Annotated in this window: 17 protein-coding genes and 2 tRNA genes; 16 read left to right on the top strand and 3 right to left on the bottom strand. The window is 71.0% G+C overall.

The genetic code is table 11. The annotated features are described in order from the left end of the window. Position 1: 1 nt before the first annotated feature. The 4 genes from QF027_RS17025 (at position 2) to QF027_RS17010 (ending at position 3,240) form a co-directional block, all read left to right on the top strand. Positions 2–1,873 carry an LCP family protein gene (locus QF027_RS17025; protein ID WP_307075463.1) on the top strand — a complete coding sequence of 624 codons (1,872 nt, stop codon included), beginning with the start codon at positions 2–4 and terminating at the stop codon, positions 1,871–1,873. Positions 1,874–1,987: 114 nt separating this feature from the next. Further along, the gene (gene rsfS / locus QF027_RS17020; RefSeq protein WP_057615887.1) at positions 1,988–2,431 is read left to right on the top strand and encodes a ribosome silencing factor; all 444 of its coding nucleotides are present in this window, start codon (positions 1,988–1,990) and stop codon (positions 2,429–2,431) included. Next, a complete protein-coding gene (locus QF027_RS17015; protein ID WP_306981337.1) occupies positions 2,428–3,087 on the top strand; it encodes a histidine phosphatase family protein in 660 nt (219 codons plus the stop codon). Before rsfS ends, QF027_RS17015 begins: the two co-directional genes overlap by 4 nt. Before the next feature lie 80 nt (positions 3,088–3,167). Next, positions 3,168–3,240 (top strand) — tRNA-Ala (locus QF027_RS17010). Between the two features lie 57 nt (positions 3,241–3,297). On the opposite strand, the gene QF027_RS17005 is transcribed toward QF027_RS17010, so the two are convergent. Continuing rightward, positions 3,298–4,146, bottom strand: coding sequence for a helix-turn-helix transcriptional regulator (locus QF027_RS17005; protein WP_306981339.1), 849 nt, complete (start codon positions 4,144–4,146; stop codon positions 3,298–3,300). A 226-nt stretch (positions 4,147–4,372) separates the two neighbouring features. Between QF027_RS17005 and QF027_RS17000 the strand changes: the two genes are divergently transcribed. The 4 genes from QF027_RS17000 to QF027_RS16985 all read left to right on the top strand — a co-directional run bounded on the left by QF027_RS17000 (position 4,373) and on the right by QF027_RS16985 (position 6,391). Continuing rightward, on the top strand, positions 4,373–5,740 hold the full coding sequence (locus QF027_RS17000) for an MFS transporter (RefSeq protein WP_307082399.1): 1,368 nt from the start codon (positions 4,373–4,375) through the stop codon (positions 5,738–5,740). Between the two features lie 69 nt (positions 5,741–5,809). Then, positions 5,810–5,983 (top strand): hypothetical protein, encoded by a 174-nt coding sequence (locus QF027_RS16995; protein WP_306981341.1) that lies wholly within the window; start codon positions 5,810–5,812, stop codon positions 5,981–5,983. Positions 5,984–5,986: 3 nt separating this feature from the next. Then, positions 5,987–6,220, top strand: coding sequence for a hypothetical protein (locus QF027_RS16990; protein WP_003976229.1), 234 nt, complete (start codon positions 5,987–5,989; stop codon positions 6,218–6,220). A 98-nt stretch (positions 6,221–6,318) separates the two neighbouring features. Beyond that, positions 6,319–6,391: transfer RNA gene (locus tag QF027_RS16985), tRNA-Ala, on the top strand. A 115-nt stretch (positions 6,392–6,506) separates the two neighbouring features. On the opposite strand, the gene QF027_RS16980 is transcribed toward QF027_RS16985, so the two are convergent. Both QF027_RS16980 and QF027_RS16975 read right to left on the bottom strand, forming a co-directional pair. Further along, positions 6,507–8,120 carry an NADH-quinone oxidoreductase subunit NuoF family protein gene (locus QF027_RS16980; RefSeq protein ID WP_266564764.1) on the bottom strand — a complete coding sequence of 538 codons (1,614 nt, stop codon included), beginning with the start codon at positions 8,118–8,120 and terminating at the stop codon, positions 6,507–6,509. Beyond that, on the bottom strand, positions 8,117–9,451 hold the full coding sequence (locus QF027_RS16975) for a cytochrome b/b6 domain-containing protein (RefSeq protein ID WP_306981345.1): 1,335 nt from the start codon (positions 9,449–9,451) through the stop codon (positions 8,117–8,119). The genes QF027_RS16980 and QF027_RS16975 overlap by 4 nt, the downstream gene beginning before the upstream one ends. A 448-nt stretch (positions 9,452–9,899) precedes the next feature. Between QF027_RS16975 and leuS the strand changes: the two genes are divergently transcribed. The 8 genes from leuS to holA all read left to right on the top strand — a co-directional run bounded on the left by leuS (position 9,900) and on the right by holA (position 20,864). Next, positions 9,900–12,773 carry a leucine--tRNA ligase gene (gene leuS / locus QF027_RS16970; protein ID WP_307075460.1) on the top strand — a complete coding sequence of 958 codons (2,874 nt, stop codon included), beginning with the start codon at positions 9,900–9,902 and terminating at the stop codon, positions 12,771–12,773. 116 nt (positions 12,774–12,889) lie between these two features. Further along, positions 12,890–13,624: a hypothetical protein gene (locus tag QF027_RS16965; protein ID WP_307075458.1), complete on the top strand. Its 735-nt coding sequence runs from the start codon at positions 12,890–12,892 to the stop codon at positions 13,622–13,624. 72 nt (positions 13,625–13,696) lie between these two features. Beyond that, the gene (locus tag QF027_RS16960; protein WP_307075456.1) at positions 13,697–14,542 is read left to right on the top strand and encodes a DegV family protein; all 846 of its coding nucleotides are present in this window, start codon (positions 13,697–13,699) and stop codon (positions 14,540–14,542) included. Between the two features lie 122 nt (positions 14,543–14,664). Beyond that, the gene (locus tag QF027_RS16955) at positions 14,665–15,891 is read left to right on the top strand and encodes a helix-hairpin-helix domain-containing protein (protein WP_373432059.1); all 1,227 of its coding nucleotides are present in this window, start codon (positions 14,665–14,667) and stop codon (positions 15,889–15,891) included. A gap of 14 nt (positions 15,892–15,905) precedes the next feature. Continuing rightward, positions 15,906–18,560 (top strand): ComEC/Rec2 family competence protein, encoded by a 2,655-nt coding sequence (locus tag QF027_RS16950; protein ID WP_307075452.1) that lies wholly within the window; start codon positions 15,906–15,908, stop codon positions 18,558–18,560. Further along, the gene (locus QF027_RS16945; protein ID WP_306981357.1) at positions 18,541–19,419 is read left to right on the top strand and encodes an arylamine N-acetyltransferase family protein; all 879 of its coding nucleotides are present in this window, start codon (positions 18,541–18,543) and stop codon (positions 19,417–19,419) included. Before QF027_RS16950 ends, QF027_RS16945 begins: the two co-directional genes overlap by 20 nt. A 38-nt stretch (positions 19,420–19,457) precedes the next feature. After that, positions 19,458–19,703, top strand: a complete 246-nt coding sequence (locus tag QF027_RS16940) for a hypothetical protein (RefSeq protein WP_306981359.1) — start codon at positions 19,458–19,460, stop codon at positions 19,701–19,703. A gap of 168 nt (positions 19,704–19,871) precedes the next feature. Then, positions 19,872–20,864, top strand: a complete 993-nt coding sequence (gene holA, locus QF027_RS16935) for a DNA polymerase III subunit delta (protein ID WP_307075450.1) — start codon at positions 19,872–19,874, stop codon at positions 20,862–20,864. Positions 20,865–21,257: the final 393 nt, after the last annotated feature.

Raw genomic sequence — 21,257 nt, 5'->3', positions numbered from 1 at the left:
GGTGAACGACCGATACGACGCGGGCTACGGCGACGATCAGGAGAACCAGTACGCACTCGTCGGCTATGACGATTACGGCCGACCGGTGTACCAGCAGGTCCCGCCGCAACAGGCCCCGCAGCAGCAGTACGACCCCTACGCGCAGCAGGGCTACGGCTACGACCCGTACGCCACGGGCAACCGACAGGCCGCGCCGTACGACACGGGCACCCAGAACCCCGTCCCGCCGTACGACCCCTACGGCGCCGGCGACACCGGTCAGCAGGCGCCCGTGCCGCCCTACGACCCCTACGCCAACGGGGCCCAGCAGGGCGGCGGTTCGGCGGCGTACGACCCGTACGGCCAGGCCGCCGCGAGCGGTCAGCAGCCCCGGGTCGCCGAGCAGACCGCCTACATCCCGCAGCAGGGCGGGTCGTCCAGGGGCACGCAGGCCGGCCGGGGCCATGCGCAGGGCACGCAGGCCGGCCGGGGGCACGCTGCGGGCCCTCAGACCGGCCAGGGCTACCGCCCGGCGGTCGAGGAGGACCTTGCCGACGCGGGTCGTCCCGGTGCCGCCCGTCCCGGCGCGGACCCCGCCGAGGGGGAGGAACGGCAGTACCACACCGCACAGTTCGCGTTCGTCGAGGAGCCCGACGGTGACTCCGAGGACGTCATCGACTGGCTCAACTTCACCGAGAACCGCACCGAACGCCGTGAGGAGGCCAAGCGCCGCGCCCGCAGCCGGCTCGTCGCCCTGGTCGTCGTCCTCGCCCTGGTCGCGGTGGGCGGCGTCGGCTACCTCTGGTACGCCGGAAAGCTGCCCGCTCTCTCGGACCCGGAGAGCAAGAAGGGCACCACGATCGCGGCGAGTGCCCAGAACCGCGACGTGATCGTCGTCCATCTGCACAACACAGCGAAGGGCGGCACCTCCACGGCGCTGCTCGTCGACAACACCACCACCAAGCAGGCCACCACCGTCCTGATCCCCAACTCCCTCGCCCTGACGGCCGACGACGGCACCACGACGACCCTCGCCAAGTCGGTCGACGACGACGGCTCCTCCGGGACCGTCGACTCCCTCGACACCGTCCTCGGCACCGACATCGAGGGCACCTGGCGTCTGGACACCCCCTATCTTCAGAACCTGGTCGACCTCGTCGGCAACATCGACGTCGACACCAACACCGCCGTGCCCGACCCGGACGCCAAGAAGAAGGGCCAGGCGCCCCTGGTGAACAAGGGGAAGGGCCAGACCCTCAGCGGCAAGATGGCCGTCGCCTACGCCACCTACCGCGCCTCCGGCGAGGCCCAGAACGCCCAGCTGGAGCGCTTCGGCCAGGTCCTGCAGGGCGTGCTGCGCAAGCTGTCCTCCGACCCGACGGCCGCGACCACCACCGTGCAGACACTGGCCCAGATCCTGGACCCGTCCCTGACCGACAAGGATCTCGGCACCTTCCTCGCCAAGCTCGCCGACCTCGCCAAGGGCGGCGACTACAAGACCGCGCTGCTGCCGGTCCAGCAGGACGGCACGCTGAGCGCGGCGGCCAGTGCCGGCGTGGTCAAGGACGTCCTCGGCGGCAAGGCGAAGAGCCCCGACAAGGACGCGGCCGTCAGCGTCTCCGTCCAGAACGCCACCGGCACCAAGGACAACACCGAGAAGGCCCGCGTCGTCCTCCTCAACGGCGGTTTCACCTTCGTCGACGGCGGCACGCCCTCCTCGGCGCAGGCCACATCCAAGGTCGTCTACGCCGACGCCGCCGACAAGGCGAATGCCACCGAGGTCGCCAAGACCCTGGGCCTGCCCGCCGGCGCGGTCACCAAGGGCACCCTGTCGTCGAGCGCGAACGTCTCCGTGGTCCTCGGCCAGGACTACAAGCCGTCCTCCTCGTCCTAGGCCCGGTCTCCGGCTCCGAAGCGTCACCCCACGTGATCTCCACGATCACGTGGGGTGCCGTCGGCGGTCCGTGAGACCCTTGATGTCAATCGACCGCCGACCGAAAGCCTTGTAGTGACCGCCACTGACCGTTCTCTCGAGCTCATCAACGCCGCCGCGCAGGCGGCCGCCGACAAGCTCGCCCATGATGTGATCGCCTACGACGTCAGCGACGTCCTGTCGATCACCGACGCCTTCCTGCTGGCGTCCGCACCCAACGACCGCCAGGTCAAGTCCATCGTCGACGAGATCGAGGAGCGGCTCTCGAAGGAGCTCGGCGCCAAGCCGGTGCGCCGCGAGGGCGACCGCGAGGCCCGCTGGGTCCTGCTCGACTACGTGGACATCGTCGTGCATGTCCAGCACAGCGAGGAGCGGGTCTTCTACGCTCTGGAGCGGCTGTGGAAGGACTGCCCCGAGCTGGAGCTGCCGGCCGATGCCAAGGCGACCCGCGGCAAGGCGGAGGAGCACACCAAGCTCCGGGCCGAGGAGGACGCCGCCGAGTTCGGGGAGCCGCGGTGACCGCTCCCGCCGACCGGAAGGGCCGGGGCCGTCGCGTCATCCTGTGGCGGCACGGCCAGACCTCCTGGAACGTGGAGCGCCGCTTCCAGGGCACCACCGACGTCGAGCTCACCGAGACCGGTGTCGGCCAGGCCCGCAGGGCCGCCCGGCTGCTGGCCTCCCTCCAGCCCGACGCCATCGTCGCCTCAGACCTCCAGCGGGCCGCGAACACCGCGGCCGAGCTCGCCGCGCTCACCGGCCTGGAGGTGGCCCACGACGAGGGCCTGCGCGAGACTTACGCGGGCGTCTGGCAGGGGCTGACGCACGAGGAGATCATCGCCCGGCACGGTGAGGAGTACGCCGCGTGGAAGCGCGGTGAGCCGGTGCGCCGCGGCGGCGGCGAACTGGAGACCGAGGTCGCCGACCGCGCCGCTCCCGTCGTGCTCCGGCATGCCGAGAAGCTCCCCGAGGACGGCACCCTTGTCGTGGTCAGCCACGGCGGCACGATCCGCACCACCATCGGCCGGCTGCTTGGTCTGGACGCCCGGTACTGGGAGAGCCTCGGCGGACTCTCCAACTGCTGCTGGTCCGTCCTCGGCCAGGGTGCCCGCGGCTGGCGCCTCATGGAGCACAATGCCGGCACTCTCCCGGAGCCGGTGCTCGGCGACGACGACTGAGGGCTCCGGACCGGATTTCACTTCCGGCAGGTCGCAGGCTAAAGTTCTTCTTGTTCGCCCGCCGAGCGGGAAGAACACAAGGGGCTATAGCTCAGTTGGTAGAGCGCCTGCATGGCATGCAGGAGGTCAGGAGTTCAATTCTCCTTAGCTCCACAGATCGACACTCTGTTGAGTTGTCAAAGATCGGTGATCATCAGGGTCCCGCCTCCTTCAGGAGGCGGGATTTTCTGTGTGCTCCCGCAGCCGCGCCGCTTTCTCCCGCGTCTCCTCGTCCTCCGGTGTGTAGACCACGATCCGGCACTCCGGCATCCCGTCGATCGACAGCGATTGGGACGTCATCCGCAGTTCGCCCACCGCCTTGTGACGGAACGTCTTGACCCGTGGCCCCGGTTGCACCACCTCTCCGCTCGCCCACAGCTCGGCGAAGTACGGGCTGGCCGCCGCCAGCGCGGCTATGAAGCTTTCCCAGGCCGGCTCGCCCACATGTCTGCCGTACGAGGACCGCAGCGTCGCCACCATGACGGGCAGCTCGCGCTCCCGGTACATCAGCGGACAGGCCCGCTCGGACACCGTGAACAGCGTCCACAGCGCGTTCGCCACCCCGATGTCGACGATCTCCGGGATCAGGAACAGGTCCCGGTAGCCGGGATTGGTGGCCAGGATGTCGTAGCGCGAGTTGTAGACGACCGCCGGAAGCGGGTCGAGGGCGTCGATGATGCCCTGCACCTCCGGGCTCGTCGACCGTGTCAGGCCCTCCGGAGCCGGGGCGAACGGCACCTGCGCCAGGCGGTACAGATGCTCCCGCTCCGGAGGGTCCAGCCGGAGCGTGCGGGCCACGGCGTCAAGGACCTGCGCGGACGCGTTGATCGGCCGGCCCTGCTCCAGCCACGTGTACCAGGTCACACCGACGCCGGAGAGCTGGGCGACCTCCTCGCGCCGCAGTCCCGGGGTGCGGCGCCTGAGGCCCGGCGGCATGCCCACGTCGGCCGGAGTCACCCGGGCCCGCCTGCTGCGCAGGAACGAGGCCAGCTCGGGCCGTCGTCGCTGTGTCGTCCTCATCGTCACGTCCCCCCTCGTCCCGACCATCCTCGGTGCCGCACGCGGCGCTTGCCAGGTGCTGGCAGTACCAGCATCGGCGGGCTCTCGGCACCTTTACCGGGATGTCCTCAGGCTCGACGGCATGACGACAACGCCCCGGACGGGACCGAATCCCGCACTCGATTCCCCCTCTGCAAAAAGTGAAGCACCCGCCACTGACAACCGGCCCCGGCCGCTGCTCGCGCTCGTGCTCGCCGCCCAGTTCATGGCGCTGCTCGACGTGTTCATCGTGAACGTCGCGGCCCCGACGATCGGCACGGAACTGCACGCCTCCGGCGCCCAACTCCAGCTGGTCGTCGCCGGATACGCCATCACGTACTCGGTGCTGCTGATCACCGGCGCCCGGCTCGGCGAACGGTTCGGGCACGGCCGGGTCCACCTCGCCGGGCTCGCCCTGTTCACGGCGGCCTCGCTCGCCTGCGGGCTGGCGCAGGGAGCCACCGAACTGATCGTCTTCCGGCTGGTGCAGGGCGCCGGCTCGGCGGTGATGATCCCGCAGGTGCTCAGCCTGATCCAGCGCAACTTCACCGGTGAGGCCCGGATGAAGGCGCTCGGCGTGTACTCGGCGGTCCTCGCGGTCGGCGCCGCCGCCGGGCAGGTCGTCGGTGGAGTTCTGGTCAGCGCCGACCTGTTCGGCACGGGCTGGCGGCCGGTGTTCCTCGTGAACGTGCCGGTGGGTCTCGTCCTGCTCGCCGCAGGCGCCCGTGTCCTGCTGCCCGGGGACCGTCCGACGCCCCGGGACCGGGCGCGCGGTCTCGACCTGCCCGGCCTGGTGCTGCTCGGCGCGGCCGTGTCGCTGTGCACGGTGCCGCTGGTGCTCGGGCAGGAGGAGGACTGGCCGCTGTGGTCCTGGCTGTCCCTGGCCGCCGCCGCGATCCTGTTCACCGTTTTCTGCGGCTACGAGTCCCGGCTGGCGAGGCGCGGCGGTGCCCCGCTGATCACACCGAGCGTGCTGCGCCATCCCGGCATGGGCCTCGCCGTCTTCCGGATCATGGCGGTCATGGCCGTCAACGGCGGCTTCCTCTTCGTGCTCACCCTGTACGTGCAGGGCGGCCTCGGCTACAGCGCGCTGCGGGCCGGGCTCTCCTTCGCGCCGACCGCGGTGATCTTCGGCATCGTCGGACTGACCTGGCGCGCCTGGCCGGCCTCCTGGCAGCGGCTGTTGACGCCCGCCGGGTTCGTGATCACCGCGCTGGCCTCGCTGGGCGTGGGCCTGGCGCTCAAGGACGGCGGCGACGGCGGCGTCGCGCTGTACGCGGCGTACGCCGGCGTGGGCGTCGGGCTCGCGCTCGCCTTCAGCCCCACACTCACCGGCGCCCTGGCCACGGTGCCGCCCCGGCACGCGGCGGACGCCAGCGGCCTGCTCGCCACGGTCACCCAGCTCGGCCAGCTGATCGGCGTCGCGGGCTTCGGCACACTGTTCTTGAATCGACTTGAGTCACTGGGCCCCTCTGAGGCGTATACCTCTGCGGAGGCGCTTTGGACGTGCATGTTCGCGCTGGCCGGGACCGCCTTGGTGGGCGCCGTGTCCGGACTGGTACTCAGGCGTCGCTGACCGTATTGGTCCGGCCGTGGCAGAATCAAACGGCCGGAAGGGGGCGCGGCCCTACGGGAGGGAGTAGTGATGCCTGCGAGCATCCTCGTGGAGGTCGGCCACCTCCACGAAGCGGCGTCGACAAGGGACACGACGGTCCGCCTCATCTGCCCTTCCTGCGGTTCTGTCCATGTCGCCCAGGTACTCGGCGACAACGGCGGAATCTCCTACGTGTGCACGGCCTGCGGCCACAGCTGGAGCTGAACGATGGGTGCACACAGGCGAAAGTGCGACTGGTGCGGCAGCGGAACGCCGATCGTGCGGGACATGGAGCCGGTCAATCCCGACTACCAGTACTGGTGCGAGGAGTGCGCGCGGGCGCTGATCATAAAAGGCGACCCCATCGAGACGTACCGCGAACTCGAGGGTGAGCCGATCTACGGCCGCCTCCTCGAAGAACACTGCACGCTGAAGCGGTTCTACTCGTTCGTGACCGCTTGACGTTGCCCCTCCCGCCCCCAGGGAAACGATTTGGTGTTCCACCCGGTGGACCGTGTAATGTTGGCGTCGCCGCCGGGGAAACCCGCGGAACACCGTTCGGGGCTATAGCTCAGTTGGTAGAGCACCTGCATGGCATGCAGGGGGTCAGGAGTTCAAATCTCCTTAGCTCCACAGAAAGATCCCGCCGGATCATTGATCCGGTGGGATCTCGGCGTTTTCAGAGGCAGTTGTGGCCGGACAGCCGAAAGGGCCGCCCTCTTCAGGGCGGCCCTTTCGTGGTGTCGGTTCAGCGGCCCAGTGCGCGGCGCCCGCGGCCCTGGGAGAGGACCGGCAGGTTGCGGGAAGGACCCTTGTCGCGTGCTGTCTCCTCCTCGAGACGCAGGGCGAGCGCGGGGCAGCGACGCACCGCGCGTAGCGCCTTCGCCTCTGCGTAGCGAGGCACCTGCGCCTGGGCGACCGTCGGGAAGCCGTCGGCGCCGAGTTCGAAGACCTCGGGCAGGATGTCGGCGCACAGACCGTGGCCCCGGCAGAGCGTCCAGTCGACGTAGATCTTCTGACGGCTGGGACCGCTCTCCTCGGCCTCGGCGCCACCCGGGATGCCGGTGGGTGTCCTGCCGCCCTCGAAGAGCGGCAGAACGCCCTCCACGGGCCGTCCGCAGCCGTTGCCGAGGACATGGGCGGCCAGGTCGTCCGTGAACGCCTTGATGGTCGACTCCAGGAACATCGCGGAGCCGTCCGGGTGCGAGCAAGCGCCGCGCCGCTTCACGTTCTTGGCGACCTGCTTGAGGGCCTCCAGGGCGGCAGGGCCGCCGCCGTTGAGGATGTCCTCCATGCCGCGCGCGGCGGCCGGCAGACCGAGATAGCAGGGGCCGCACTGACCCGCGCTCTCCTCGGCCAGCCACTGCGCCACACGCAGCGACTCACCCAGCGGGCAGGTCTCCTGAGTGATCGGCAGGATCGCGCCGGCGCCGAGCGCGCCGCCCACGGCGTCCAGGGAGTTGCGGGAGACGATCGCCTCGTTGACCGTCGCCGCGTCGATCCACTTGCCGTGGTAGCCGCCGGTCAGCACGCCCTGCGGGACCGGCGGGGCGCCGGCCAACTGCAGGACGTAGCGCAGCGGTACGCCCGTGGGGACCTCGATCACCATCGGGCGCGCGACGGCGCCGGAGACCGTGAGCATGACGGTGCCCGGCTCGTCGTACAGCCCGGTGTTGCCGTAGCGCTCCGGGCCGATGCGGGCGGCGATCGCGAGTTGCGCGAAGGTCTCGGCGTTGGACAGCAGGGTCGGCGCCCCGCCGACGCCGCTCTGGGAGGCGCTGATCTTGCGGCCGGGCGGGATGGCCGGGCCGCCGTCGATGGAACGGATCAGCGAGGCCGCCGCTCCGGTGACCATACGGACGGGATTGCGCTGCACGCGTGCGCGTAGAGCCGATCTGCGGCCGTTGCTGAGACCGCGTTCGGCGAGGGCGGCCTCCATGGACCGCTGGGTGGACTCCCGGGTGACCCCCACCACGAGCGTGCGGGCACCCAGGGCTTCGGCGGCCAGGAGGGCGCCGTCCAGGATGAGGTGCGGGGCACGGTTGATGAGCACCGTGTCCTTGCGGCAGGCCGGTTCGTCCTCGCTGCCGTTGACGACGACGACCGGGCGGACGCCGCGCTTGATCGCTGCCTCGGCGACCGAGCGCAGCTTCTTGTGGAAGGGGAAGCCGGCTCCGCCGCGTCCCTTCAGGTTGATGGCTTCGGAGAGCTTCGCGAGTTGCTCCCCGCCCATGGGTTCGAGCGGGCCGTGCACCTTCAGGTGCATGGGCAGGTCAAGTCGTTCGACAAGGTCGAAACCCGACGTGAGCTGAGGAAGGCCGACCACGCGGACTTCTGGTACGTCGGGCAGGGCCTCGTTCACCTATAGCCTCCGGAAGGCGTGTTCCAAGGTTCGCCCGAGCCCGGTGCGTCGAAGTCGTACGACTGACCGGGCGTTGCATCCGTGGCGGGACCGCTGTTGTACGTGTCATTCGGGTTGTACGCGCCGTAAAGGGTGTTCGTCTCACCTGTGTCGCGCACATCACCTGAGAGATAGCTGGCCGTGCCCGAATTACCGCCATACGTCGGGATGTTGTACCCCGTGTCCTGGAGCGGGTCGTAGGCGGAGGGGGGTGCTTCGCCGACCGGCGGCGGGGACGGGATCGGCCAGCTGCCGGAGGTGCTGCCACCGCTGTCCATGCGCGCGATGGGGTCCGTGGCGGCCTGCATGTCCATCGGCATGTCCATGCGCGCGGTCTGGCCGGTGTCGAAGGGCTGTTGTGCGCCCGGTGACACGGCGCGATAGGCGGCGGCGAATCCGCTGCCCGCGGGCTCCGGGGCCGGTGGGGCCTGGTAGAGGGGCATGCCGCCGGTCTGCTGGGTCAGGCCCTCGTAGCCGGGCAGGGCGGACTCCGAACGCCGTCCGGCGGGCTCGGCGGACCGGCGGCTCTCGCGTCCCGGCGCGGCGGTTTCCGCGGCCCGCCGGGCGCGGCTGGCTTCCAGTTCCTCGCGGCCCGGCCGCTCCTCGGTGCCGAGGAGCATGGCGATCCGGTCGGTGACCTTGCGCTTGAAGGGGCGAGGTGCCGAGCGCAGGGCGAGGGCTGCTATGACACCGAGCACGCAGAGCGCGTACATGTACGTGAAGATCGGGGCCTTCACCGCGCGCCCCGCGTACAGGCCGTGGATCAGCCCGGCGCACCAGGCCGGGTAGGCCAGCATGTGCATCGCCCGCCACCGTGCCGCGACCGGGGCCGGGGAGGCGAACCGGTTGCGCAGGGCGCCGGTGATGCCGACGAAGATCATGAGCTGGCCGGCCAGGGTGCCGAGACCTATGAGGCCCCCGCTGCTGCTGAAGCCGAGCCCGAACGGGATGAACGCGGCGATCCAGGTCGTGTGGTCGAGAGTCAGTTTGATCCCGATGTGCAGCAAAAGGAACGCGATCGAGCCCACGGCGGTGATCCGGTGGATCCCCTGCGCGACGATCCGCTGCCGGGTGTTGAGGATCAGCCGGTCCTGCGCGACGAGCCCCCAGATCACGGAGCAGGTGAGGAGGACAAGCGTCACCACGCCCGCTCCGAAGTTGAGGAAGTCCTGGAGCCAGACACCTCCGTACACCACGACCAGAGGGATGGCCAGCAGAAAGACGGCCGTCGCCACCCCGTAGGCCGACCGGCCGGTCCTGGGGAGCGTGCTGCTAGTACTACGAGGGTTCATGGGGGCAACTCCGAGCGGTTCGGGAAGGCGGTCCCGCTGCCGCACTCTAAGTGGCGCCATACCGATGGGTACGGCATTTGAGTTATTGCGTTGTTATCAAACGACTGCGGGGCCGTTGTGATGTCCCTTAGTAGCTGTTACGCGAAGTAACCATTGACCATGGCTCGGTTCCTGTGTCGGATCGGACGGTTGCGCTCGACTGCGGCGGCGAGTGCGGCACCCGGTGCCAAAGAGGCATACGTAAGCTCGTCGCGGCTTGCTCAACGGCTGCGGTACTCTGACGCCATGCGTGCCGTACGCCTTCTGCTTAGCGAGCCGCGCTGATCAGTCCCGACCACCGGTGAAGACGTGGTCGGAATCGGCGCGGCGTCCCCTCCTGTGCGAGGGGATTTTTCGTTTCCGGACGACACAGCCGCTGGCAGAGACGATCGATGGAGCTTTGAGGACCATGAGCGAGACGAACCCCGCTGCCGCCGAGGTGGCCGCGCCGCACCGCTACACGGCCGCCGTCGCGGCCGAGATCGAGGCACGCTGGCAGGACTTCTGGGATGCCGACGGCACCTATGCGGCGCCGAACCCCAAGGGCGACCTGGCGGGCGATCCCGGGCTGGCCGCCAAGCCCAAGAAGTACATCATGGACATGTTCCCGTATCCCTCCGGTGCGGGCCTGCACGTCGGCCACCCGCTGGGCTACATCGCCACCGACGTCTTCGCCCGCTTCCAGCGGATGACCGGCCACAACGTCCTGCACACCTTGGGCTTCGACGCCTTCGGCCTGCCCGCCGAGCAGCACGCCGTGCAGACCGGCGAGCACCCCCGGGTCACCACCGAGGCCGCCATCAACAACATGAAGTCCCAGCTGCGCCGGCTGGGCCTGGGCCACGACAAGCGCCGGTCGTTCGCCACGATCGACCCGGAGTACTACAAGTGGACCCAGTGGATCTTCGTCCAGATCTTCAACTCCTGGTACGACGACGAGGCGAAGAAGGCCCGCCCGATCTCCGAGCTGGTCGCGCGGTTCGAGTCCGGTGAGCGCGCGGTTCCCGGTGGCCGTTCCTGGGACGCCCTGTCCGCCGCCGAGCGTGCCGACGTCCTGGGCGAGTACCGCCTGGCGTACGCCTCCGACGCCCCGGTCAACTGGTGCCCGGGTCTGGGCACCGTGCTGGCCAACGAGGAGGTCACCGCCGACGGCCGCAGCGAGCGCGGCAACTTCCCCGTCTTCAAGGCCAAGCTGCGCCAGTGGAACATGCGGATCACCGCGTACGCCGACCGCCTGCTGGACGACCTGAACGAGCTGGACTGGCCGGAGGCCATCAAGCTGCAGCAGCGCAACTGGATCGGCCGCTCCGAGGGCGCCCGCGTCGACTTCCCCGTCGACGGCGAGGCGATCACGGTCTTCACCACGCGCCAGGACACCCTGTTCGGCGCGACCTACATGGTGCTGGCCCCCGAACACCCGCTGGTCGAGAAGTTCACCCCGGCCGCCTGGCCCGAGGGCACGCACGACGTGTGGACCGGCGGTCACGCCACTCCGGCCGAGGCCGTCGCCGCCTACCGCGCCCAGGCCGCCTCCAAGTCGGACGTCGAGCGCCAGGCCGAGGCCAAGGACAAGACGGGTGTCTTCACCGGCGCGTTCGCCACCAACCCGGTCAACGGGGAGCAGATCCCCGTCTTCATCGCCGACTACGTCCTGATGGGCTACGGCACCGGCGCGATCATGGCCGTACCGGCGCACGACACGCGTGACTTCGCCTTCGCGCGCGCCTTCGAGCTGCCGATCCGCTGTGTGGTCGAGCCGAGCGACGACCGGGGCACGGACGCCTCGACGTGGGACGACGCCTTCGTCTCGTACGACGCCAAGATCGTGAACTCGCACGGCGAGGACGTCTCTCTGGACGGCCTGGGCGTGACCGACGCCAAGGCGCGCATCACCGAGTGGCTGCAGCGCAAGGGCATCGGCGAGGGAACCGTCAACTTCCGGCTGCGTGACTGGCTGTTCAGCCGCCAGCGCTACTGGGGCGAGCCCTTCCCGATCGTCTACGACGAGGACGGCATCGCCCACTCCCTGCCCGAGTCGATGCTGCCGCTGGAGCTGCCCGAGGTCGAGGACTACTCGCCCCGCACCTTCGACCCGGACGACGCGGACACCTCTCCGGAGACCCCGCTGTCCCGCAACCAGGACTGGGTCGACGTCACCCTGGACCTGGGCGACGGGCGCGGTCCCCGCCCGTACCGCCGCGAGACCAACACCATGCCCAACTGGGCCGGCTCCTGCTGGTACGAGCTGCGCTACCTGGACCCGCACAACAGCGAGAAGCTGGTCGACCCGGAGATCGAGCAGTACTGGATGGGCCCGCGCGCGGGTCAGCCGCACGGCGGTGTCGACCTGTACGTCGGCGGCGCCGAGCACGCAGTGCTGCACCTGCTGTACGCGCGCTTCTGGTCCAAGGTCCTGTACGACCTGGGGCACATCTCGTCGCCCGAGCCGTTCCACAAGCTGTACAACCAGGGCATGATCCAGGCCTTCGTCTACCGCGACAGCCGGGGCTTCCCGGTGCCGGCCGCCGAGATCGAGGAGCGCGACGGCGCCTTCTTCCACAACGGCGAGCAGGTCAAGCGCGAGCTGGGCAAGATGGGCAAGTCCCTGAAGAACGCCGTCACCCCCGAGGCGATCTGCGAGGAGTACGGCGCCGACACCCTGCGCCTGTACGAGATGGCGATGGGCCCGCTGGACGTCTCGCGTCCGTGGGACACGCGCGCGGTGGTCGGCCAGTACCGCCTGCTGCAGCGGCTGTGGCGCAACGTCGTCGACGAGGCCACCGGCGAGGTGACCGTCGTCGACACCGAGCCCGACGAGACGACGCTGCGTGCCCTGCACAAGGCGATCGACGGGGTGCGCCAGGACCTGGAGGGCCTGCGCTTCAACACCGCCATCGCCAAGGTCACCGAGCTGAACAACCACCTGACCAAGGCGGGCGCCGCGGTTCCTCGTCCGGTCGCCGAGTCGCTGGTGCTGCTGATCGCGCCGCTGGCCCCGCACATCGCCGAGGAGCTGTGGCGCAAGCTGGGCCACACCGACTCGGTCGTCCACCAGGACTTCCCGGTCGCCGACCCGCGGTACGTCGTGGACGAGACCGTGACCTGCGTCGTCCAGGTCAAGGGCAAGGTCAAGGCCCGACTGGAGGTCTCGCCCGCCATCTCCGACGACGAGCTGGAGAAGGTCGCGCTGGCCGACGAGAAGGTCGTGGCGGCGCTGGACGGCGCGGGCATCCGCAAGGTGATCGTGCGGGCGCCGAAGCTGGTGAACATCGTTCCGGCGTAAAGCCCCCTAGGGGTTGCGTGCGGGCAGGTTCGGGGTTCTTCCGGAACTCCGAACCTGCCCGCCGCGTTTACCTTTGAAGAGCGGCGAGTGCCGTGTCGGGGCGGAGGAGGAGTTTCGTGGAAGCAGTGATCGCGATCGTGGCCCTGCTTTTCGTGCTCTTCGTGGCCCTCGGCGCATACGCGACGGTGAAGGTGGTCGGCGCCGCCAAGCGCGGTGTGGACCGCACCATCACCCAGGCCCGGCGCACGGTCGAGGACCACACCCTGCGCGCCAAGTCCTTCGCCCAGCTCGGCCCGGCGGGCGAACTGGCCCAGCTGCGGCTGAAGCTGCGCACCTCGATGCGGGCCACCCAGGACGCGCTGCACGCGGGCGTGGCCGAGGACGAATCCCTCAAGGAGTCCCTCGGCCTCTTCCAGCGGCTCAGCGCCCACGGCCACGAACTGGACGGCGAACTCAAGCGCCTGGAGTCCGAGCCCGACCGTACGACGCTCGCGGAGCGCCTGCCCGGCCTGCGGGAGCGCACCGAGCGCATCACACAGTCGGCGGACTCCCTGCGCTGGGCGGCACGTGACCGCGCGCGACGCTTCGCCGACGACGACCTGGACACGCTGAGCGCGCAGATCGACGTCGAGTCCGGCGCCCTGCGGCACTGGACGAAGGCCGAGCCCACCGCCACACCGCCCCCATGGCCCGAGACTCCCACGGCCGGCGGCAGTACCGAGCAGCAGACCTGGCCCGAGACGCCTCGCTCCCGCACCGCAGAGGAGCCGACGCGGCCCGCGATCACCCCGTCGGGCCCTCGTCCCACCTATCCCTGGCAGAAGAAACCCCGTCCTGAGAGCACGACTTGATCCAGACACGGCAGCCCCGGGTGACAGGGGCCGGGCTGCCACCCGGACGCTACGGCAGGTAACCTCCAGCTCATGTCCCGCCATGTCGCGATCGTCACGGATTCAACGGCCTACCTGCCGCAGGGGACGATGGAGCGGCACGGCATCACAGCGGTACCCCTGACCGTGGTCCTCGGCGACCGCGCGCTGGAAGAGGGCACCGAGATCTCCACCCGGTCACTGGCCCAGGCACTCCAGAAGCGACGCTCCGTCACCACCTCGCGGCCCAGCCCCCAGGTGTTCGCGGAGCACTACCGCAAGGTCGCCGAGTCCGGCGCCACCGGCATCGTGTCGCTGCATCTGTCCGCCGAGCTCTCCGGCACCTACGACGCGGCGGTCATGGCGGCGCGCGAGGCGCCGGTGCCGGTGCGCGTGGTCGACACCGGCATGATCGCCATGGCTCTCGGGTTCTGCGCGCTTGCCGCCGCCGAGGCCGCGGAGACGGGCGGCACGGTCGACGAAGCGGTCATGGCGGCGGAGAAGCGGGCAGCGGGCACGTCCGCCTACTTCTACGTCGACACCCTCGACTATCTGCGCCGTGGCGGCCGGATCGGGGCCGCGCAGGCGCTCCTCGGATCCGCGCTCGCCGTCAAGCCGCTGCTGATGCTGGTCGGCGGGCGGATCGAGCCCCTGGAGAAGGTGCGGACGGCGTCGAAGGCCATCGCCCGCCTGGAGGAGATCGCGGCCGACCGGGCCGGCAGCGCGCCGGTCGACATCGCGGTCCATCACCTGTCCGCCCCCGACCGGGCGTCGGCTCTCGCGGACCGTCTGCGGGCGCGGGTGACGGGACTTGTCGACCTGCATGTGAGCGAGGTCGGGGCGGTGATCGGGGCGCACACGGGACCCGGGTTGCTGGGGGTCGTGGTCTCGCCCCGGTGACGGATCCGCGCGGGGTGCCTGAGTCACTCGTCCGAGTGGCGGAGTTTTCCACAACCAGTGGGTAATCCCCGGGAATTGACCAAGATCATCGCGAGAGTGCGGATGTGGCCGATCCTCGGCGCATGGCACTTCGATCACGCTCACGTACAGCGACGGCGACCAGCGGGCCGGGCCGCGGCCCCCATTCCGACGGGCGCTCACGGCATCGCCGACCGCCTGGTACCCAAGGCCGGGTCCGGCATCGGCATGCCGCCTCGGCGGACGAACTCCAGCGGCGGGCGGAGGTGCTCTTCGCCGAACGGACGGGGGAGCGGAGGGACTCGGGGAAGGGGCCGCCGCCGGGTGGGCCGGACGTGGCCGACGAGGTGGCGGTGGGCGACCCGGAGCGCCTGGAGGCTGCCGGTGCCGTCGATGTCGCCGAGGCCGGTTCGGCCGCCGATGCGGTCGGGTTCGTGGAGAGGGCTCGGTGGGAGACGGGTGCTGCCGACGAGAGCCGGCGGGACGGTGGCGCCGAGGAGGGGCGCGACGCTGGTTCTCGTGAAGGGGTTTGGAGGGACGCCGATACCAGGGGTGGGGCCTGGCGAGACACCGATTCCGAGAACGGGAACAGGTACGGGGACAGGGACTGGCGGGAGCGGGCCGGGTCGGCTCTACGAGAGCGGATGCCGGTGTGGCTGCAGGCGCGGTGCGGCCTGGAGCGGCGGAACGTGGTCGCGCTCTCGGTGCTGCTCGTCGTGGCCGCGGTGTTCGCCGTGCAGCACTTCTGGACGGGCCGGACGCAGACCGTCCAGGCACCCGAAGTGGTGCGCGCGGCCGCCCCGTTCGAGGAGAACGGGGCGAGCAGCGCAGGTGCAAGGCGGGCAGCCGGTCCGGCCGTCTCCGGCGGGGCCCCGAACACGGCCGGACCCGCCGCCGGGGCCGAGATCGTCGTGGATGTCGGTGGCAAGGTCCGTGAGCCCGGCATCCAGCGGCTGCCGGCCGGCTCGAGGGTCGCCGACGCGTTGAAGGCGGCCGGTGGAGTGCGGCCGGGCACGAACACCGACACACTCAACCGAGCGCGGTTCCTCGTGGACGGCGAGCAGGTGATCGTCGGCGGCCCGGCCGCACCTGCGCCCGCGCCCGGCACGGGAGGTTCCGCCCCCGGCGGCCCGGCGGCGGCTCCCGTCTCCTTGAACACGGCCACCGTGGACCAGCTCGACACCCTGCCCGGCGTCGGCCCCGTACTGGCCCAGCACATTGTCGACTACCGCACCCAGCACGGCGGCTTCCGCTCGGTGGACGAACTGCGCGAGGTCAACGGCATCGGCGACCGCCGCTTCGCCGATCTGCGGAATCTCGTACGGCCATGAGGCACGGCTCCAGGATGCGGCGAGGGCATGAGAGCGAGGTGCCGGTGCGGACCGCTGTGCACGCCGCCTCGGGGAAGCGGCTCGGGGACGCCCACCCCCGGCAGGAAGGGCCTACGGATCTGCGGCTGGTACCGGCGGCGCTGGCGGCCTGGGGCACGGCCACTGTGACCCTGGATGCCTCGTCGGGGTGGGTCACGGGGGTGGTGACCGGATGCCTGGTGCTCGCCTGCGTGTTGTTGTCGGGACGGTGGCGCGGGGTGCGGGGCCCGGGAAGGGGCGGCCGGGTGCCGGTCGCCGCTGTGCTGCTCTGTGTCGCGGCGGCCGCCGTGTCCGCCGGGCTGCACGGGGCCGATCTGCGACGGGGACCGGTGCCCGCGCTGGCCCGGCAGTACGCCACCGTGACCGCCGAGGTCGAGGTGACCTCCGACCCCCGGCTGACCCGGCCCCGGATCATGGGGGACCACGCGGCCCCGACCGCAGTCGTCATCGGCGCCGACGTCCGGCGGGTGGAGACGGCGGACGGGCGGGCGGTGGGGACGCGGGCGCCGGTGCTGTTGATCGTCGACGCGCGTGCGGGGGCCGGCTCGGGTGCACAGGGGGCCCGTAGTGCGCCGTCCGCGATGGAAGGTCCGGCTCGGTCGCCCTGGCTCGGGTTGTTGCCGTCCACGCGGGTGCGGGTCACCGCGCGTGCCGCGCCGACGTTGGCCGGGGGTGACCGGGTCGCGGCCGTACTGCGGGTGCGGGACCGGGGAGGGCCCGAGGTCGTGGGGGAGGCGTCGGGGACGCAGCGGTTCGCGGGACGGTTGCGGGCAGGGCTGCGGGAAGCCACCGACGGGTTGCCTGCGGATGCCCGGGCACTGTTGCCGGGGCTGGTCGTCGGGGACACCTCGCGGATTACGCCCGAGTTGGACGAGGCGTTCAAGGAGACCGACCTCGCGCACACGCTCGCCGTCTCCGGCAGCAACCTCACGATTCTGCTCGCCCTGCTCATCGGGCCGCCCGGACTCGCCCAACTCGTCGAGCGACGGGGGCTGGCGCCCCGCCTCGGGGTGTCGCTGCGGACGACCGCGTTGCTCGGCGGCGGGCTCACGCTGGGGTTCGTCGTCGTGTGCCGGCCGGACCCGAGCGTGCTGCGGGCCGCGGCCTGCGGGGCCGTCGCGTTGCTCGCTCTCGCGACCGGACGCCGCAGATCACTGATCCCGGCGCTGGCGACCGCCGTACTGCTGCTGGTGCTGTACGACCCGTGGCTGGCCCGCAGTTACGGCTTTCTGCTCTCCGTGCTGGCCACCGGCGCCCTGCTCACGCTCGCGCCGCGCTGGAGCCTGGCGTTGCGCCGGCGCCGGGTGCCGCCACGGCCCGCGGAGGCGTTGGCCGCCGCGGCCGCCGCGCAGGCCCTGTGCGCGCCGGTGGTCGCCGTGCTGTCGGCGCGGGTGAGCCTGGTGGCGGTGCCGTGCAATCTGCTCGTGGAGTTCGCGGTCGCCCCGGCCACGGTGCTCGGCTTCGCGGCGCTGGCGACGGCACCCGTGGCGATGCCGGTGGCCAAGGCGCTGGGCTGGTGCGCGAGTTGGCCCGCCGGGTGGATCGCGGACGTCGCCCGGGCCGGGGCGTCCCTGCCCGGCGGGGGAGTGGACTGGCCGGGCAGCTGGACAGGGGCGGGGCTGCTGGCTCTCGTCACCGGGCTCCTGCTGCTCGTCGGTCGACGGCTGTTGCGCCATCCCTGGTGGTGTGCCGTCTGTGCCATGGCGTTCGTGCTGGCGGTCGTGCAGCCGCCACCACTGACCCGGGTGATCACGGGCTGGCCACCGCCGGACTGGCGGCTGGCGATGTGCGACGTGGGCCAGGGCGACGCGATGGTGCTGGCGGCGGGCGAGGACACGGGAGTGGTCGTGGACGCCGGACCCGATCCGGGGCTCGTCGACGCCTGTCTGCGCACGCTCGGCATCACCAAGGTGCCGCTCGTGGTGCTGACCCACTTCCACGCCGACCATGTGGCGGGGCTGGCCGGGGTGCTGCGGGGGCGGTCGGTGGGGGCGATCGAGACGACGGGGTTCGAAGAGCCGCTGGACCAGGCCGAGGCCGTACGGCGGGAGGCGGCCGCTCGGCGGATTCCGGTGACGCGTGCCGTGGCCGGGGAGGAGCGGCGTGCGGGAGCGCTGACCTGGGAGGTGCTGTGGCCGCCGGCGGGCCCGGCGACGGTGGCGGCGACGGACGGGCCGAACGACGCCAGTGTCACGCTGCTCGTACGGTCGGCCGGGCTGCGCTTCCTCCTCCTCGGGGACCTCGAACCCCCGGCCCAGCAGGAGCTGTTGAGGTCACCGGCGGGTGCGCTGCTGGCCGGGGTGGATGTCCTCAAGGTCGCTCACCACGGTTCGGCCTACCAGGACCCGGAGCTGATACGCCGGGCCGCCCCGCGGCTCGCGCTCATCTCCGTCGGCGCCGACAACTCGTACGGCCATCCGGCTCCCAGCACGGTCGCCGCGCTGCGGGCCGGGGGTGCGGCGGTGCTGCGGACGGACCGGGACGGGGCGCTGGCGGTCGCCGGGGCGGGCGGCGGAAACAGAGCCGGAGACGAGGACGGAGGAGGAGCGGGTCGCGGCGCCGGTGGCGGTGAAGGCGGTGGGGAGCTGTGGGTGGCGCGAGACTGGAGGCATGAATCCCACACAGGTTGACGCATATCTCCGCCGACTGGGAGTCCAGCACCCGGCGTGGCCCACCGTGGAGGTCCTGCGCGAGCTGCATCTGCGCCATCTGCAGACCGTGCCCTTCGAGAACCTGTCGGTCCACCTCGGCGAGGAGATCGTGCTGGAGGAGGAGCGGCTGGTGGGGAAGGTGGTGGGCGCCCGGAGGGGAGGGTTCTGCTACGAACTGAACGGGGCGTTCGGGGCGTTGCTGGCCGCGCTCGGCTTCGACGTCACGCTGCTCGCCGGCCGGGTGTACGGGGACGAGGGGCGGCTCGGGATCCCGTACGACCATCTCGCGCTGCGGGTGCGGACGGTGGACGGGGGCGAGTGGCTGGCCGATGTCGGGTTCGGGGCGCACAGCCACTACCCGCTGGCGTTCGGGGAGCGGGGTGAGCAGGAGGATCCCGGCGGCACCTTCCGGATCGTCGAGGCGGGGCCCGATGCCGCCGGGGTTCGGAGCGGGGACGGGACGGCGAAGAAGGGAGGGGGTGATGCCGCGGATCTGGATGTCCTCATGGGCGGCAGGAGCCAGTACCGGCTGGAGGTGCGGCCCCGGGCGCTCGGTGATTTCGTGGCCGGGGCCTGGTGGCACAGCACCTCGTCGGCCTCGCACTTCACCCGGTCACTGGTGTGTTCAAGGGTGACGGAGGACGGCGGGCGGATCACTCTCAGCGGCCGTACCTTCAAGGTGACGGCGGCCCACGGGGCGCGGGAGGAACGGGAGTTGCAGACGGACGAGGAGGTGCTGGGGGCGTACCGGGAGAAGTTCGGTATCGAGCTCGACCGGGTGCCGACTGTGCGTCACCCCGACGGGAACGGCTGGGTGCAGGTCGCGCCGAAGGGGTGAGTGGCCGGGGCACTGGGGCCGAGCTGGAAAATGGTGCCGTGAGCGATGTGAGACATGTGCTGGTACTGCCCGATCGGGATGCCGCGGAGGAGGTCGTCGAGGCGCTCTCGGAGCGGTTCGGCGTGGATGAGGAGCCGCAGGTCGTTCGGGACGCGCTGGCGGGGGAGGACGATGCGGAGGACGCGCAGTGGCTTGTGGTGCTGCGGGATGCGGCGGGGCGGTTGGATGCCGGGGAGCTGAACGAGTTCGTGGGGGCGTGGGACGGGTGGCGGGAAGAGCCGTGATGCAGCGGCTCGGGGGTGCTTGAGGCGGGTTTCGCCCGCCGGCTTGCGAGGTGCCGTTTCTTCGGTCGGAATGACCGCGTCCGTCCGGCACCGGTGGGGGACTGCGCGGCCGGCCCCCACCGGCCCGCAGCTACGGCGCTGTCAGTGCCGCGTGCCATGCTGTACGCGATGGCCAAGAAGACTGCTCATGACGACCCTCTCGCTCCGGTGACCCTTGCTGTGGGGCAGGAGGAGCTCCTGCTTGACCGGGCTGTGCGGGAGGTGGTCGCTGCTGCTCGGGCCTCCGACGCGGATACGGATGTGCGGGATCTGAGTCCGGAGCAGGTGCAGCCGGGGACGCTTGCCGAGTTGACCAGTCCGTCGTTGTTCGCCGAGCGCAAGGTCGTGGTCGTGCGCAATGCGCAGGATCTCTCCGCCGACACCGTCAAGGATGTGAAGGCGTATCTCGGGGCGCCCGCCGAGGAGATCACCCTCGTGCTGCTGCACGCGGGGGGAGCCAAGGGCAAGACACTGCTCGACGCCGCGCGGAAGGCGGGGGCGCGAGAGGTCCTCTGTCCGAAGATGACCAAGCCGGCGGACCGGCTGGCCTTCGTGCGGCAGGAGTTCCGGGGGACGGGGCGGTCCGCCACACCCGAGGCGTGCCAGGCTCTGGTCGATGCGATCGGGAGTGATCTGCGGGAGCTGGCGTCCGCCGTGTCTCAGCTGGTCGCGGATGTCGAGGGGACGATCGACGAGGCCGTCGTGGGGCGGTACTACACGGGGCGGGCCGAGGCTTCCAGTTTCACCGTTGCCGACCGGGCCGTGGAGGGGCGGGCCGCGGAGGCATTGGAGGCGTTGCGGTGGTCGTTGTCGACCGGGGTCGCGCCGGTCATGATCACCAGTGCGCTGGCCCAGGGCGTACGGGCGATCGGGAAGCTGTCGTCCGCAAGGGGCGGGCGGCCCGCTGATCTCGCGCGTGAGCTGGGGATGCCGCCCTGGAAGATCGATCGGGTGCGGCAGCAGATGCGGGGGTGGACGCCGGACGGGGTCGCCGTCGCGCTGCGGGCCGTCGCTGAGGCGGACGCGGGGGTGAAGGGCGGGGGGGACGATCCCGGGTACGCCCTGGAGAAGGCGGTTGTGGCGATTGCTCGGGCGGCGCGGTCCAGGGGGCGCGGTTACTGAGGTTTTCGGGTTGGTGTCGGGGGGTGATCCCTGCGCTACGCCGGTTGTATGCGATACGCGAGAAGACCTCGGTGATCGCGAAGGATTTGCGGGTGAGCGAGCGGTCGGTGGAACCGTCGGCGAAAGCGACTTCCGACATGAGCGCGTCGGCGATCTGGTGCTGTGAACGCAGCCGCCCGCGCAGCGTGACGGCGGTCTCCAGCAGCGCGCTGCCGACCACGGCTGGTCCTTGGCAGTGGCGTCTGTGGGGGCCTCCCGCACCCCTTTCGGCGGCGGTTGAACCGGGCTCAGGCACGTATCTCCTGAGGACGATCAACAGACCTGTCGCTGGATACTGGGAGTGACGCCGCGCGCCAGACCTTCGGTTTACGCCGGGATGCAGTCCATCGCCCG

Source organism: Streptomyces canus (genome assembly GCF_030816965.1).
Lineage (GTDB): Bacteria > Actinomycetota > Actinomycetes > Streptomycetales > Streptomycetaceae > Streptomyces > Streptomyces canus_E.
Note: the sequence above shows the minus strand (reverse complement) of the source record. Positions and strands in the feature narration are given on the sequence as shown.